Genomic DNA, 14,527 nt, shown 5'->3' with positions numbered 1-14,527 from the left:
CATGACTGAAACTTTCTGGTGAAGGCACGTCATTGATCTCCTTGAACGAAAGGTAACGCCGAACCAGGCCTACAATTTCCACTCCCCCTTCCCAGAAAGCGTGGCTATCGCACTTGCCAAGCATGCCGCGAACTCCCTAACCAGCTATACAAAATGGGCATATCTCAAAGACAAAAACGGTAGTCGTAGTTCGCTCCCGGCACTCGCAGAATGTGTGAAAACACAAAAGCAGCACTGCTTGGGAGATTGGCATGTCAACAGAAGCTGAACACACCGTGGGACAGGATTGGCAGGAGGACGTGTTTCGCGTGCTCAAGGCCCACAACGTCAAACACGTGGTCTTCGTACCGGATGCAGGCCATTCGGCGGCGATCCGTATGTCGTATGCAGACCCGGACATCAAGGCCGTCGTCCTCACCACCGAAGAAGAAGGCATCGGCTATCTCGCCGGCGCATGGCTTGGCGGCGAGCGCGGCGCTCTCTTGATGCAGTCCAGCGGCGTCGGTAACTGCATCAATACCCTGGCACTTCAAGTCTGTGCCGGCTTTCCGCTGTTGATGGTGGTCACCATGCGCGGCGACTGGGCCGAATTCAACGCGTGGCAGAACCCGATGGGCCAGGCCACAGAAGCCTCCCTGAACCTGATGAAAGTGATGACCTGGCGCGCGGACGTCCCGGAAGACGTCGCCCCGCTGCTGCACGGTGCCGCTACCATGGCCTTCAACGGTGATTCGTCCACTGCCCTGCTGCTCGGCCAGCGCCTGATTGGAGAAAAGAAATGGGTCAAGTAAGCGCAAACCACACCCTGTGCCGCCGCGAAGTGGTCAGGGCCTTGCTGGCCGACCGCAAAGACGTGCTGGTCGTGACGGGTCTCGGTTCGGCGTCCTACGACGTCATGGCTGCCGGTGACAATGATCTGAATTATTACCTGTGGGCTGCCATGGGCAGCGCGATCACTGTGGGTCTGGGCCTGGCGAATGCGCAGCCAGACAAGTCAGTGGTGGTGGTCACCGGTGACGGCGAGTTGCTCATGGGATTCGGCGCGCTGGCCACCGTAGCACTGCAAAAACCCGCCAACCTGACCATCGCGGTGCTGGACAACGGTCACTTTGGTGAGACCGGCATGCAAGTCAGCCACGCCGGTTTTGGTATTTCCCTGGACCAGGTGGCGAAGACTTGCGGCTTCAACTGGACCGATGAGATCCGCGACATGGAAGGCGTACATGACCTGCGCGAGCGCTTTGCGACCCGCGATGGCGTCAAGCTCGCGACGATCAAGATCAAAGCAGAAAACCCGCCACGGGTGCTGCCACCGCGCGATGGTCACTACGTCAAGAATCGCTTTCGTGCCGCCTTGGGTTTCAACCCGATCTGATTGCTCTTTGCCCGGACCCGTCATGCTGGGCTGATGCCGTGCGTGACGCGTTGAGGAGAATAATAATGACTGACCGTAACTCTGAAGAACTCAATGCCATCCGCGAAGGCGTACGTGCTCTGTGCGCTGAATTCGATGCGGCTTACTGGCGCAAAGTCGACGAAGAAAAAGGCTTTCCGGAAACCTTCGTCAAGGCCCTGACCGACGCCGGTTGGTTGGCCGCGCTGATTCCGATCGAATATGGCGGCTCCGGCCTGGGGTTGGCCGAGGCCTCTGTGATCCTGGAAGAGGTTAACCGTTGCGGCGGTAATTCCGGTACCGTGCACGGTCAGATGTACAACATGTTCACCCTGCTGCGTCACGGCAGCGAGGCGCAGAAAAGCTACTACCTGCCGAAACTGGCCAGCGGTGAATTGCGTCTGCAATCGATGGGTGTCACCGAGCCCACTACCGGTACCGACACCACAAAGATAAAGACCACCGCCGTGCGCAAAGGTGACAAGTACGTGATCAACGGGCAGAAGGTGTGGATCTCACGCGTTCAGCATTCCGATCTGATGATCCTGCTAGCGCGTACTACCCCTTTGGCCGACGTGAAGAAAAAGTCCGAAGGGATGTCGATCTTCCTCGTCGACCTACGTGAGGCCATCGGTAACGGCCTGACCGTGCAACCGATTGCCAACATGGTCAACCACGAAACCAACGAGCTGTTCTTCGACAGCCTGGAAATTCCTGCCGATAGCCTCATCGGCGAGGAAGGCAAAGGTTTCCGCTACATCCTGGATGGCCTGAATGCTGAACGCACACTGATCGCCGCCGAATGCATTGGCGACGGTCGCTGGTTTATCGAGAAAGCCAGCGCCTATGCGCGTGATCGCGTCGTGTTCGGACGCCCTATCGGGCAGAACCAAGGCGTTCAGTTCCCCATCGCTGAAGCACACATTGAAATCGAAGCGGCTGACTTGATGCGCTGGCGTGCTTGCGAGGAATACGACAGCGGCATCAACGCCGGGGCCAGCGCCAACATGGCCAAGTACCTGGCGGCGAAAGCCTCTTGGGAAGCCGCCAATGCGTGCTTGCAGACCCACGGCGGTTTTGGTTTTGCCTGCGAGTACGACGTCGAGCGCAAATTCCGTGAAACCCGTCTGTATCAGGTTGCTCCCATCTCCACCAACCTGATCCTGTCGTACGTTGCCGAACACCTGCTTGAACTGCCGCGCTCCTTCTAAAGGAACAGCGTAAAGCCCAGTGCGTCGGCTTAAGCAGGCGCGACTGGGGAGCCATGACAAGAGAGATAATAATCATGAGCCAACCCAAAGGCATCCGTCCGCTCGATGGCATTACCGTCGTCAGCCTTGAGCATGCCATTGCAGCGCCCTTCTGCACCCGACAATTGGCCGACCTTGGTGCGCGTGTGATCAAAGTCGAACGCCCGGGTACGGGGGACTTCGCCAGAGGTTATGACCAACGCGTCAACGGTCTTGCCTCGCACTTCGTCTGGACCAATCGTTCGAAAGAAAGCCTGACCCTCGATCTCAAACAGGATTCGGCCACCGAGGTGCTAGACAGCTTGCTGGGCACTGCTGATGTCCTGGTGCAGAACCTTGCGCCGGGTGCAGCAGCACGAATGGGGCTTTCATTTGAAGCTTTGCATCAGCGGTTTCCGCGCCTGATCGTTTGTGACATTTCAGGCTATGGCGCAGGTGGCCCGTATGAAAAGAAAAAAGCCTATGACCTATTGATCCAGAGCGAAGGCGGATTCCTATCGGTCACCGGAGGACCGGGTGAGGAAGAAATGGCCAAGGCCGGTTGCTCGATTGCTGACATCGCGGCCGGCATGTACGCCTACACCGGAATTCTGTCTGCCTTACTGTTGCGTGGACGCACTGGCGAAGGCAGCCACCTCGATGTGTCGATGCTGGAAAGCCTGGTCGAGTGGATGAACTACCCGATGTACTACGCCTACGACGGCGCTACACCTCCCCCTCGCGCCGGCGCCGCGCACGCCACGATCTACCCCTATGGCCCCTTCCCTATCGGTGACGGCACCACAGTCATGCTGGGGTTGCAGAACGAACGAGAGTGGCGGCTGTTTTGCGACAAGGTACTGCTGACTCCTGAACTGGCGAAAGACGAACGCTTCTCTGCCAACTTCAAGCGCGTCGAAAACCGTCAAGCGCTGCGGGCACTCATCGTTGAGTCGTTCTCCACACTCAATTTCGATGCCGTGTTTGATCGGTTAGAGCATGCGCAAATTGCTAATGCCCGGGTTAATGACATGCAAGGTGTTTGGGACCATCCGCAACTTCAGGCGCGTGATCGCTGGCGGGAAGTCGAAACCTCTGCCGGCACCGTTCCCAGCTTGGTACCTCCCGGCAGCAACAGCGCATTCGAGCCACGTATGGATGCCGTACCGGGCCTCGGCCAACACACCGAAAAGGTGCTCGGGGAACTGGGGCTAGGTACGGATCGAATTGAACAAATGCGCGCAGCCGGGGCGATTTAGCCTTGAGCTAAAAACAAAAAGCCTGCCTGCAACGATCAAAGTTTTTGAGAGAACACTACCCAATGAAAATCCTGGTAGCTGTGAAACGCGTTGTGGATTACAACGTCAAGGTCCGCGTCAAGGCGGACAATTCCGGCGTCGATCTTGCCAACGTCAAGATGTCGATGAACCCGTTCTGCGAGATCGCAGTGGAAGAAGCCGTACGCCTGAAAGAGAAAGGTGTTGCGACTGAAATCGTCGTCGTCTCCATCGGCCCGACCACCGCTCAAGAGCAACTGCGCACCGCGCTGGCTCTGGGTGCCGATCGCGCCATCCTCGTCGAATCCGCCGAAGATCTGACTTCCCTGGCTGTTGCCAAACTGTTGAAAGCTGTTGTCGACAAGGAACAGCCACAGCTGGTGATCCTTGGCAAACAAGCCATCGACAGCGACAACAACCAGACTGGCCAGATGCTCGCTGCATTGAGCGGCTACGGTCAGGGCACGTTCGCTTCGAAAGTCGAAATCAGCGGCGACAGCGTTGCTGTCACCCGCGAAATCGACGGCGGCGCGCAGACGGTTTCCCTGAAACTGCCGGCCATCGTCACCACCGACCTGCGTTTGAACGAGCCACGCTACGCGTCTCTGCCAAACATCATGAAAGCCAAGAAGAAGCCTCTCGAAGTGCTGACTCCGGACGCTTTGGGCGTTTCCACCGCCTCCACCAACAAGACCGTCAAAGTCGAAGCGCCTGCTGCACGCAGCGCGGGTATCAGGGTCAAGTCGGTGGCTGAACTGGTCGAGAAACTGAAAAACGAAGCGAAGGTACTTTGAGTTAAGGAGCCTGAAATGACTATCTTGGTTATTGCTGAACACGACAACAAAGTACTGGCCCCGGCCACGCTGAACACTGTTGCTGCTGCTGCCAAAATCGGTGGTGACATCCACGTTCTGGTTGCAGGCCAGGGCGCTGGCGCCGTGGCTGAAGCCGCTGCGAAAATTGCTGGCGTGGCTAAAGTGCTGGTGGCCGACAACGCCGCCTACGCTCACCAGTTGCCGGAAAACGTAGCGCCGCTGGTGGCTTCTCTTGCCCATGAAGGCCGGGGCGCTGGCTACAGTCACATCCTGGCTGCCGCGACCTCCAACGGCAAAAACATCCTGCCGCGCGTTGCCGCTCAGCTGGACGTTGACCAGATCTCCGAGATCATCTCGGTCGAAAGCGCCGATACCTTCAAGCGCCCGATCTACGCCGGTAACGCCATCGCTACCGTTCAGTCGAACGCTGCGGTGAAAGTGATCACTGTGCGTGCCACCGGTTTCGACCCGGTGGCTGCTGAAGGTGGTTCGGCTGCCGTTGAAGCGGTGGCTGCTGCGCACAACGCTGGCACCTCGAGCTTCGTGGGTGAAGAACTGGCCAAGTCCGATCGTCCGGAACTGACCGCTGCAAAGATCGTCGTTTCGGGCGGGCGCGGCATGCAGAACGGCGACAACTTCAAACACCTGTACGCCCTGGCCGACAAGCTGGGCGCTGCTGTTGGTGCTTCCCGCGCCGCGGTCGACGCAGGTTTCGTACCCAACGACATGCAGGTCGGTCAGACCGGCAAGATCGTTGCTCCACAGCTGTACATCGCGGTCGGTATCTCCGGCGCGATCCAGCACCTGGCCGGCATGAAAGACTCCAAAGTGATCGTGGCGATCAACAAGGACGAAGAAGCGCCGATCTTCCAGGTGGCCGATTACGGCCTGGTGGCGGATCTTTTTGAAGCGATTCCAGAAATGGCTGCCCTGGCCTGATCACTGACCGACTGGAGCAAAGAATATGAGCAGCAGTTCCGATTTTTCCGCCTGGATTGGACGACGTCAGGAAAGCCAGGACCGGATCAGTTTCACTCTGGTCAGACGCATTGCCGCGACATTCGGCGAGTCGGCTCCACAACCCGGTGAGCCGCTGCCGCCCCTGTGGCACTGGGCATTTTTTCAGGAGCCGGTTGGTGCCAGCGAACTGGGGCCGGATGGCCACCCAGCGCTTGGGGGCTTTTTGCCGCCGGCCCATAACCGCAATCGCATGTGGGCGGGCAGCCGACTTGAGTTTTACCAGCCGTTAAAAGTGGAGGCTGAAGTGACTTGTGTATCGACCATCCTCAACGTCGAGGAGAAGCACGGTCGCACGGGTTCCTTGCTGTTCGTCACGGTACGTCATGAGTTTTTCCAGGACGGCAAACTTGCCCTGCAAGATGAACAGGACATTGTTTACCGCGAACCTACCCCGCCCAAACTGCACGGCACCGAAACGTTACCTGAAGGCCAATGGCAGGAACGGATCGAGCCTTCCCCAACCCTGCTGTTTCGCTATTCCGCAGTGACCTTCAATGGTCATCGTATTCACTATGACTGGCCGTATGTGACAGAGACCGAAGGTTATCCGGGGCTGGTGGTACATGGTCCATTGATCGCCACGTTGAATTTGCGTGCCTTTACCAAAGCGCATCCAACTGCGCGCCTGGAGCGCTTCACATTCCGCGGAGTACGACCTCTGATTTCGCCTCAGCCTTTCGAGGTGGGCGGACGTCTAATCGAAAACGGCAAGGCACAGGTCTGGGCTGGCAATCAGGACGGCACAGCACAGATCGGAGAGATCGAGTTCAGCAATGGAGCAACGCCATGAGCAAATCAATTGTTCGCTCCGCCCTGTTTGTGCCGGCCACTCGACCAGAGCGCATCTCAAAAGCTATTGCCACCGGGGCGGATCGGGTCATCGTTGACTTGGAAGATGCCGTGCAAGAAAACCTCAAGGAGCAGGCGAGGGATAATCTCGACGCGTTCCTGAGCGAAGCCCCGGATGCACGGATTCTGGTCCGTGTGAATGCCCCGGATCACTGGGCTCATGTTGCGGATCTGGACCTTTGCCGGCGCCACGCCGGCGTGATCGGAATTCTGCTGCCCAAAGCAGAAAGCGCGAAACAGGTCACCACAGCTGCCGGTACCGAAAAACCGATTTGGCCAATCATCGAGAGCGCGAAGGGCTTGTCAGCACTCAACGAAATTGCCGGCACTCAAGGCGTTGAGCGGTTGTCGTTCGGTAGTCTGGATCTGGGTCTGGACCTGAACCTGACTACTGGCAGCCCCGCCGCTGAAGAAATCCTTAGCCATGCGCGCTACGCCGTTTTGCTCGCCACCCGGGTTGCCGCGCTCGCTCCAGCGTTGGATGGGGTATTTCCGTCGATCCAGGACACCGCAGGGCTGCTACGTGCTGTTCATTTTGCACGCGACATGGGCTTTGGTGGCGCGCTGTGTATCCATCCAACCCAAGTCGCGATCATTCATCAGGCGCTAAAACCAAGCCAAGAAGAATTGCACTGGGCGCAACGCATTATCGAAGCCGCTCGTTCAGGTGAAGGCGTTTTCGTGCTGGATGGGCAAATGGTCGATGCGCCGGTCATTGGTCGCGCGCAATCCATTTTGGCTCGCGCGATCTGATTCAACACCGGCGCCGTTGCTTAGAAGCTATGAATCCATTCCCATCCTAAAGGACGGTGTCATGACTAACGTTTCCAGCCCCACCCATGCCATTTCAATCAATCCCGCCAATGGTGAGCAGATCGGCCACTACCCCTTCCAATCCGCATCGGAACTGGAGGCATCACTGTCACGTGCTAATAAGGGGTTTTCCACCTGGCGTAGCCAACCCGTCGAAATGCGTTCGCAAGCACTGATCGCTTTGGCAAGGGCATTGCGCGACAACGCAGAAGCGATGGCGAAGATGATCACTCAAGAGATGGGCAAACCCAACACTCAGGCGCGCGGTGAGATTGAAAAGTGTGCGCAACTCTGTGAGTGGTACGCCGAGCACGGCCCCGCCATGCTGACCGCCGAACCCACTCAGGTTGAGGGCGGAAAGGCACGAATTGAATATCGTCCACTGGGTCCGATTCTCGCCGTGATGCCGTGGAACTTTCCCATCTGGCAGGTGTTGCGCGGCGCCGTTCCGGCGTTGATTGCCGGCAATACCTACGTCCTCAAACACGCGCCGAACGTGATGGGATGTGCCTATCTGCTGCAAGACGCGTTCAAACGCGCCGGCTTTGCTGAAGGTGTGTTCGAAGTCATCAATGTCACGCCCGACGGTGTCTCAACTGCGATAGCAGATCCTCGCATCGCAGCAGTGACGCTCACTGGCAGTGTTCGAGCTGGCATGGCTATTGGGGCGCAGGCTGGTGCAGCCTTGAAGAAGTGCGTGCTGGAACTGGGTGGCTCAGATCCCTTCATAGTGCTCAACGATGCAGACCTAGACGAAGCAGTCAAAGCCGCTGTGATTGGCCGCTACCAAAACACTGGACAAGTCTGCGCGGCGGCCAAACGTCTGATTGTCGAGCAAGGCATTGTCGAGGAGTTTACCCGCAAGTTTGTCGAGTCCACCTGCAAGTTGGTCGTTGGCGATCCACTGGCCACAGACACTTACATAGGGCCCATGGCCCGCTTTGATTTGCGCGATGAACTGGATCGTCAGGTCCGGGACACCCTGGAAGAAGGCGCGACCTTGTTGTTGGGCGGCAGAAAGGCTGAAGGGCCTGGCAACTACTACGAGCCCACGGTATTTGGTGATGTCACCGACCAGATGACCTCATTCAAACAGGAATTGTTTGGACCCGTAGCATCGATCATCACTGCGCGGGACGCCGCACATGCACTGGAACTGGCCAATGACAGTGAATTCGGACTCGCCTCGACCATCTACACACGCAATGTCGAACTGGCCCAGAAGCTGGCGGGCGAACTGGAAACCGGAGGCGTGTTTATCAATGGCTATTGCGCAACCGACCCGCGGGTCACTTTCGGCGGCGTAAAGAAAAGTGGGTTTGGCCGTGAATTGTCGCATTTCGGTGTGCGCGAGTTCTGTAATGCACAGACCGTCTGGCTGGACCGTCACTAACAATAAGCAAGTCGCCAAGCCCAGCGAGCACGTCCGCTGAGCCAAAGATGGGCGAGTCAGAAAAAGACTCGCCTCACCCTTATGAGGAGCTTTTGATGCGAGTCTTCCCTGCAATGCTGGGCGTTACTCTGACTGCGGCGCTAACCTTCACGCCAGTGATGGCTGCCGAACTCACCAGTACACTAAAAAAAATCAAGAACTCGGGGACCATAACCCTGGGCCACCGAGACTCTTCAATTCCATTCTCCTACATCACCGACGCTTCCGGAAAACCAGTTGGTTACTCACATGACATCCAGTTGAAAATTGTCGACGCTATCAAGCAAGAACTTGAGATGCCCGAGCTGAACGTGCGGTACAACCTGGTGACGTCACAAACGCGCATCCCGCTTGTGCAAAACGGTACTGTCGATTTGGAGTGCGGTTCTACTACCAATACCGCAGAGAGGGCGCAGCAAGTCGAATTTTCAGTCGGCATCTTCGAAGCCAGCACTCGACTGTTGGTCCGGAAGGATTCGATCTACAAAGACTTTGACCATCTCAATGGTAAGAACGTCGTGACCACTGCTGGCAGCACTGCCGAGCGGATGCTCAAGGTCATGAACGCCGATAAAAAGATGGATATGAACGTGATCTCTGCCAAAGACATTGGCGAGTCTTACCAAATGCTCGAATCCGGTCGTGCCATTGCTTTTATGCAAGATGACGCATTGCTGGCAGGCGAGATGGCCAAAGCTAAAAACCCGGAAGATTGGGTGGTGACCGGCACCCCGCAATCCAACGAAATCTATGGTTGCACAATGCGTCGGGGTGATCCGGATCTCAAAAAAATCGTGGATGACTCGATCAAGTCACTTTTCGTCTCCGGAGAAATCAACGCCATCTACGATAAATGGTTTACTCAGCCCATCCCTCCCAAAGGCTTGAATCTCAAATTCCCCATGAGCACAGAGCTCAAAACAATCATCGCCCACCCCAATGACCAACCGGCGCCAGATAAGGCTCTTTAGGTCGCCCCCTTCTGCTCGAGCGACCAAGACACAGCGAGGTTGTCTTCTTGCGCCATGACCTTGGTATTAGCTGAAGATTCCACCTAGAGCCAGTCGTTTTGTGGGGGTAAAAACGCCTAAAAATAAAAAGGGGTCGCGAGATAAAATCTCGCAACCCCTTGAATTATATGGTCGGGACGGAGTGATTCGAACACTCGACCCCTAGCACCCCATCTCCTTTTTCATACTTCTTGAAAGACTCCAAAATTTTACTCTGGATTTTTCCAAGCTAGTATTTACTTGAGCTCCAGCGATGTTCTGCTCTACGAGAGTCCAGTAACTTCCATCAAGAGCCGACGTTTTTGTGGGGGTAAAAGTAGGGGGAGTCCATTTCATGGCCAAAATTACCATCAAAGAACTCGAGTCGCTGACCGCCAATGACGCCGGCCGGATCCTCAGGGAGGATGGCAATCTCGCCGGTCGAATCTCAGTCCGCAAGGACGGTGTGTCGGTCAGCTTTTTCTATCGTTATCGCTGGGGCGACCAGAACAAAGAGTACGCCTGCGGAACCTGGCCGCGCAAATCCCTGACGGACATCCGCAAGGCGCGTAACCAGGCCAGGGCGCTCATTGATGACCAGATCAATCCCAACGAGCAAAAGAAAACCGCCAAGGCACAGGCATACGCCGCGGCTAACGTAGAGGCCGAACAAGTAAAAGCGACGAAGGTGCAAACGCTGACCGTCCAGGATCTGGTCAAGGCCTGGCTGCTGGATGGCGTCGCGCGCAAAGACGGCAATGCCGAGTTGCAACGACGTTTTAACAAGGACCTTTTGCCGGCACTCGGCAAGACACCGGTGAGCCGTGTGTCCGAGCACGATGTTCGGGCATTGATCCGGGCAGTCGTTAGCCGCGGCGCTCACCGACAAGCCATCAGTTTCTTCGCCGACCTCACCCAGATGTTCAGCTGGGCCAGAAAGCGCCAGCCCTGGCGGGCGTTACTGGTCGAGGGCGACCCGACGGAACTGGTCGACATCTCCCCTCTGATCCCTGCCGACTACGAGGCAGAAAGAAGCCGGATCCTTTCGCCAGCTGAGCTGTTGGAACTGCATAACCGCTTCCAGCAAATGACCGCCGATTACGACGCCCTCCCCGCCGGGCAAAAATATGAGGGCATTCGTCCACTAAAGAAGGAAACGCAGCTCGCGCTCTGGATCAGCCTGGGCACGCTGTGCCGGATTGGCGAGTTGCTCCAGGCCGAATGGAAAAATGTCGATCTGGAGCGGCAGACGTGGTTCCTCCCCAGTGAAAACGTCAAAGGCTCTCGAGGCAAAAAACAGGACCACCATGTCTTCCTCTCCCCTTTCGCCCTGCATTTCTTTCAGGAACTCAAGACTCTGACAGGAGACTCCCAGTGGTGCTTTCCGAACAAGCAGGATGATGGGCATGTGGACGTGAAAGTGGCGAGTAAACAGGTCGGCGATCGCCAGGCTCGGTTCAAAAACCGCAAGGCGCTGTCAAGACGGCGTCACGACGACACCCTGGTCCTTGCCGACGGCCAAAACGGCGACTGGACGCCGCATGACCTGCGCCGCACGGGCGCGACCATGATGCAAGCTTTGGGGGTCAGCCTGGACGTCATCGACCGCTGCCAAAACCATGTGCTGGCCGGCTCGCGGGTGAGGCGCCATTACCTGCATCACGACTATGCCGAAGAGAAGAAGTGTGCCTGGAGCCTGTTGGGCGATCGACTCAGTGCGGTGCTGTCCTCGACCTACGAGCACACGCCAAACGAGTCGATGTTGTCTTTTCAACGAAGAGGAGTCCATATACGCGCGCGTATTGTTTAAGAAACTCTGGATGGTAATCGTGGATCGCTAGAAAAATCAGAGCGACTGAGCCCAGATCCAGCAACCGTGTGTAAGAGCCGAGCGGTAGAAATAGGCAGAGTGTAAGTCCAACCCGATTTCATAATCACAATTCAGTAGGAAAAAATAAAAAAGGAGGAGCATCAGAAGTAAGAGTTGGATGCCCCTCCGAAAGAAATGTTCTATCAGCCGTCCTGACCACTGCTCATATTGCTTAGTCCAGTGACTCTCGCGTACTCACACCATCTACTAAGCGCTGAATCCCCAACGGATTGGCGTTCTGCAACGCCTCGGGCAACAACGCATCCGGGTAATTCTGGAAGCACACCGGCCGCAGGAAACGATCAATTGCCAGCGTACCGACAGACGTCCCGCGCGAGTCCGACGTCGCCGGGTACGGCCCGCCATGCACCATCGCCTCGCAAACTTCGACCCCCGTCGGATAGCCGTTGAGCAAGATCCGCCCGACCTTCTCTTGCAGCAATTCAGCCAGCCAGCGGTACTCCAGCAATTCGTCCGCCTCGCCAATCAGCGTCGCCGTCAATTGCCCGCGCAGGCCCTGCAACGCCGCCGCCAACTGCGCCCGGTCCTCGACCTCGATGACGATGGTGGTTGGCCCGAAGACTTCTTCCTGAAGCAGTTCATCGCCCGTGAGCAACAGGCTGACATCAGCCTTGAACACTTGCGGTTGAGCCTGATTGCCCTGTTGCGGTTTGCCCGCCAGATGCGTCAATCCCGGATGCTCGTACAGCTCGCCCAGACCTTTGCTGTAGCTGACGAGCGCGCCGGCATTGAGCATGGTTTGCGCCGGTTGCTGGTTCATGCTGGCGCAAAAGCTTTCCAGAAACAGGCTGAACTGCGGCGAGCGCAGGCCAATGACCAACCCTGGATTGGTGCAAAACTGCCCACAACCCAGCGTCACCGATGCGGCCAATTGCGCAGCAATCTGCTCACCACGCACCGCGAGCGCTTCGGGCAGCAGGAACACCGGGTTGATGCTCGACATCTCGGCAAACACCGGGATCGGCTGCGGCCGGGTCGCGGCCATGTGGCTCAGGGCATTGCCGCCCTTGAGTGAACCGGTGAAGCCCACGGCCTGAATCGCCGGGTGCTTGACCAGCCATTCACCGACGCCACCGCCATAAATCATGTTGAACACGCCGGCCGGCATCTCGGTACGCTCGGCGGCGCGGAGGATGGCGTCTGCCACCCACTCGGCCGTCGCCATATGCCCGCTGTGGGCCTTGAACACCACCGGGCAACCGGCGGCCAGCGCTGAAGCGGTATCGCCACCGGCGGTTGAAAACGCCAACGGAAAGTTACTGGCGCCGAACACGGCGACGGGTCCTAACGCGATGCGGTACTGACGCAGGTCCGGACGTGGCAACGGCTGGCGATCCGGCAGCGCCCGATCGATACGCGCACCGTAGAAATCGCCGCGCCGCAGGACCTTGGCGAACAAACGCATCTGCCCGCTGGTGCGTGCACGCTCGCCCTGGATGCGCCCGGCCGGCAGTGCGGTTTCGCGGCACACGGTGGCGACGAAGTCATCGCTCAAAGCATCGATTTCATCGGCAATGGCGTCGAGGAATGTCGCACGTTTTTCCGCGCTCAGGTTGCGGTAGATCGGGTATGCGGCAGCTGCGGCACTGGCGGCGGCATCCACTTCGGCTTCAGTCGCCTGGAAGAAGGTGCCAGGCAACGGCTCACCGGTGGTCGCGTCGAGGCTTTGCAGTTGCAACTTACCTTCGGCGCTACGGCGACTATCGATGTAGTTGTGTCCAAGTAGCGAAGTCATGAGTGATTCCTTGACCGGCCGACAGTGCCGGTAATTAAAGACTTAAAGCGCACGCACCTGACCGGTGGCCAATGGCGGGGCACTTTCGCCGATACCGTTTTCCAACGGCGCGCCGAACTCATCGAGGCTGATCTGGAAACGATCGCCCGGTTGGGTTTTCACGCCGTCGGCAAACGACAGCGTGGCGGTGCCGAAGTAATGCACATGAACATCTCCGGGCCGCAAAAACTGCGTGTACTTGAAGTGATGGAATTCGAGGTTGGCGAGGCTGTGGCACATGTTGTCTTCGCCGCTGAGAAACTCTTTTTCCCAGATCGTTTCGCCGTTGCGCTTGATGCGGCTGGTGCCCGCCAGATGCCTAGGCAATTCACCAACACGCAGTTCCGGACCATAGGCGCAGAAGCGCAGTTTCGAATGGGCGAGGTACAAATAATTGCGCCGCTCCATCACATGATCGGAGAACTCGTTGCCCAAGGCATAACCGACGCGATACGGCTGACCGTCGTCGCCGATTACATAGAGGCCGGTGAGCTCCGGTTCTTCACCGGCGTCTTCGGCAAACGGCGGCACCGGAAAGTCTGCGCCGGGGCGCACAACGATGCTGCCGTCACCCTTGTAGAACCATTCCGGCTGCGCGCCGACCTGGCCGGCCGCTGGCTTGCCGCCCTCCAGGCCCCACTTGAAGATGCGCATGGTGTCGGTCATGCCGGCTTCAACTGCGCCGTCCTGCTGGTGCATTTTGTCCCGCGCAGAAGCGCTGCCCAAATGGGTCAGGCCGGTGCCGCTGATCAGGCAGTGGGCCGGGTCTTCGTGGTCCAGCGGCGGCAGGACATTGCCCTGCTGCAACAATTGCGCGTAATCCGGGCCTGGCTCGGTGCCACGCTGAGCGACTTCTTCTTGCAGGCTGCGCTGGGCGCGGATCGCTGCGAGCGCCAGTTCACGGGTACTGCGGGTGCCTTTCAGCACTTGGACCTGTGATCCGTCGACGAGGCCGACCTGGCGTTCACCGGCAGTGTTTTCATATTGAATCAGGCGCATGTCGGCCTCCAGAAAGTCGTGGAAGGCGCCGTACGTTTACGGCGCC

At 57.8% G+C, this 14,527-nt stretch carries 13 protein-coding genes; 11 read left to right on the top strand and 2 right to left on the bottom strand.

Annotated elements, in window-relative coordinates; translation table 11 throughout:
• The first annotated feature begins 251 nt into the window (after positions 1–251).
• The 11 genes from KGA98_RS14265 (at position 252) to KGA98_RS14215 (ending at position 11,627) form a co-directional block, all read left to right on the top strand.
• The gene (locus KGA98_RS14265; RefSeq protein WP_223502604.1) at positions 252–791 is read left to right on the top strand and encodes a thiamine pyrophosphate-binding protein; all 540 of its coding nucleotides are present in this window, start codon (positions 252–254) and stop codon (positions 789–791) included.
• A complete protein-coding gene (locus KGA98_RS14260; protein ID WP_223502603.1) occupies positions 779–1,375 on the top strand; it encodes a thiamine pyrophosphate-dependent enzyme in 597 nt (198 codons plus the stop codon). Before KGA98_RS14265 ends, KGA98_RS14260 begins: the two co-directional genes overlap by 13 nt.
• Before the next feature lie 65 nt (positions 1,376–1,440).
• On the top strand, positions 1,441–2,604 hold the full coding sequence (locus KGA98_RS14255) for an acyl-CoA dehydrogenase family protein (protein ID WP_223502602.1): 1,164 nt from the start codon (positions 1,441–1,443) through the stop codon (positions 2,602–2,604).
• Positions 2,605–2,678: 74 nt separating this feature from the next.
• Positions 2,679–3,881 carry a CaiB/BaiF CoA transferase family protein gene (locus KGA98_RS14250; protein WP_223502601.1) on the top strand — a complete coding sequence of 401 codons (1,203 nt, stop codon included), beginning with the start codon at positions 2,679–2,681 and terminating at the stop codon, positions 3,879–3,881.
• Between the two features lie 62 nt (positions 3,882–3,943).
• A complete protein-coding gene (locus tag KGA98_RS14245; protein WP_223502600.1) occupies positions 3,944–4,693 on the top strand; it encodes an electron transfer flavoprotein subunit beta/FixA family protein in 750 nt (249 codons plus the stop codon).
• A gap of 15 nt (positions 4,694–4,708) precedes the next feature.
• Positions 4,709–5,653, top strand: a complete 945-nt coding sequence (locus KGA98_RS14240; RefSeq protein WP_223502599.1) for an electron transfer flavoprotein subunit alpha/FixB family protein — start codon at positions 4,709–4,711, stop codon at positions 5,651–5,653.
• Positions 5,654–5,678: 25 nt separating this feature from the next.
• The gene (locus KGA98_RS14235) at positions 5,679–6,524 is read left to right on the top strand and encodes a MaoC family dehydratase N-terminal domain-containing protein (RefSeq protein WP_223502598.1); all 846 of its coding nucleotides are present in this window, start codon (positions 5,679–5,681) and stop codon (positions 6,522–6,524) included.
• A complete protein-coding gene (locus tag KGA98_RS14230; protein ID WP_223502597.1) occupies positions 6,521–7,336 on the top strand; it encodes an HpcH/HpaI aldolase/citrate lyase family protein in 816 nt (271 codons plus the stop codon). The genes KGA98_RS14235 and KGA98_RS14230 overlap by 4 nt, the downstream gene beginning before the upstream one ends.
• A 61-nt stretch (positions 7,337–7,397) precedes the next feature.
• On the top strand, positions 7,398–8,789 hold the full coding sequence (locus KGA98_RS14225) for an aldehyde dehydrogenase family protein (protein ID WP_223502596.1): 1,392 nt from the start codon (positions 7,398–7,400) through the stop codon (positions 8,787–8,789).
• Positions 8,790–8,884: 95 nt separating this feature from the next.
• Positions 8,885–9,799 carry a transporter substrate-binding domain-containing protein gene (locus KGA98_RS14220; protein WP_223502637.1) on the top strand — a complete coding sequence of 305 codons (915 nt, stop codon included), beginning with the start codon at positions 8,885–8,887 and terminating at the stop codon, positions 9,797–9,799.
• A gap of 373 nt (positions 9,800–10,172) precedes the next feature.
• Positions 10,173–11,627: a tyrosine-type recombinase/integrase gene (locus KGA98_RS14215; RefSeq protein WP_223502595.1), complete on the top strand. Its 1,455-nt coding sequence runs from the start codon at positions 10,173–10,175 to the stop codon at positions 11,625–11,627.
• 232 nt (positions 11,628–11,859) lie between these two features.
• Here KGA98_RS14215 and KGA98_RS14210 read toward each other — a convergent pair whose 3' ends face one another.
• Positions 11,860–13,443 carry an aldehyde dehydrogenase (NADP(+)) gene (locus KGA98_RS14210; RefSeq protein WP_154947425.1) on the bottom strand — a complete coding sequence of 528 codons (1,584 nt, stop codon included), beginning with the start codon at positions 13,441–13,443 and terminating at the stop codon, positions 11,860–11,862.
• A gap of 42 nt (positions 13,444–13,485) precedes the next feature.
• Positions 13,486–14,481 carry an AraD1 family protein gene (gene araD1, locus KGA98_RS14205; protein WP_095944654.1) on the bottom strand — a complete coding sequence of 332 codons (996 nt, stop codon included), beginning with the start codon at positions 14,479–14,481 and terminating at the stop codon, positions 13,486–13,488.
• Between the last annotated feature and the right edge of the window lie 46 nt (positions 14,482–14,527).

The sequence above is a fragment of the Pseudomonas sp. BF-R-24 genome (assembly GCF_019947335.1).
Classification (GTDB): domain Bacteria; phylum Pseudomonadota; class Gammaproteobacteria; order Pseudomonadales; family Pseudomonadaceae; genus Aquipseudomonas; species Aquipseudomonas jessenii.
This window is presented reverse-complemented; position numbering and strand designations above follow the sequence as displayed.

Bases quoted from the DNA above. Each gene is read 5' to 3' on its own strand.
- KGA98_RS14265 (WP_223502604.1), top strand. From the start codon at position 252: ATGTCAACAGAAGCTGAACACACCGTGGGACAGGATTGGCAGGAGGAC.
- KGA98_RS14220 (WP_223502637.1), top strand. From the start codon at position 8,885: ATGCGAGTCTTCCCTGCAATGCTGGGCGTTACTCTGACTGCGGCGCTA.
- KGA98_RS14235 (WP_223502598.1), top strand. From the start codon at position 5,679: ATGAGCAGCAGTTCCGATTTTTCCGCCTGGATTGGACGACGTCAGGAA.
- KGA98_RS14240 (WP_223502599.1), top strand. From the start codon at position 4,709: ATGACTATCTTGGTTATTGCTGAACACGACAACAAAGTACTGGCCCCG.
- KGA98_RS14260 (WP_223502603.1), top strand. From the start codon at position 779: ATGGGTCAAGTAAGCGCAAACCACACCCTGTGCCGCCGCGAAGTGGTC.
- KGA98_RS14255 (WP_223502602.1), top strand. From the start codon at position 1,441: ATGACTGACCGTAACTCTGAAGAACTCAATGCCATCCGCGAAGGCGTA.
- KGA98_RS14250 (WP_223502601.1), top strand. From the start codon at position 2,679: ATGAGCCAACCCAAAGGCATCCGTCCGCTCGATGGCATTACCGTCGTC.
- KGA98_RS14215 (WP_223502595.1), top strand. From the start codon at position 10,173: ATGGCCAAAATTACCATCAAAGAACTCGAGTCGCTGACCGCCAATGAC.
- KGA98_RS14245 (WP_223502600.1), top strand. From the start codon at position 3,944: ATGAAAATCCTGGTAGCTGTGAAACGCGTTGTGGATTACAACGTCAAG.
- KGA98_RS14210 (WP_154947425.1), bottom strand. From the start codon at position 13,443: ATGACTTCGCTACTTGGACACAACTACATCGATAGTCGCCGTAGCGCC.
- KGA98_RS14225 (WP_223502596.1), top strand. From the start codon at position 7,398: ATGACTAACGTTTCCAGCCCCACCCATGCCATTTCAATCAATCCCGCC.
- KGA98_RS14230 (WP_223502597.1), top strand. From the start codon at position 6,521: ATGAGCAAATCAATTGTTCGCTCCGCCCTGTTTGTGCCGGCCACTCGA.
- araD1 (WP_095944654.1), bottom strand. From the start codon at position 14,481: ATGCGCCTGATTCAATATGAAAACACTGCCGGTGAACGCCAGGTCGGC.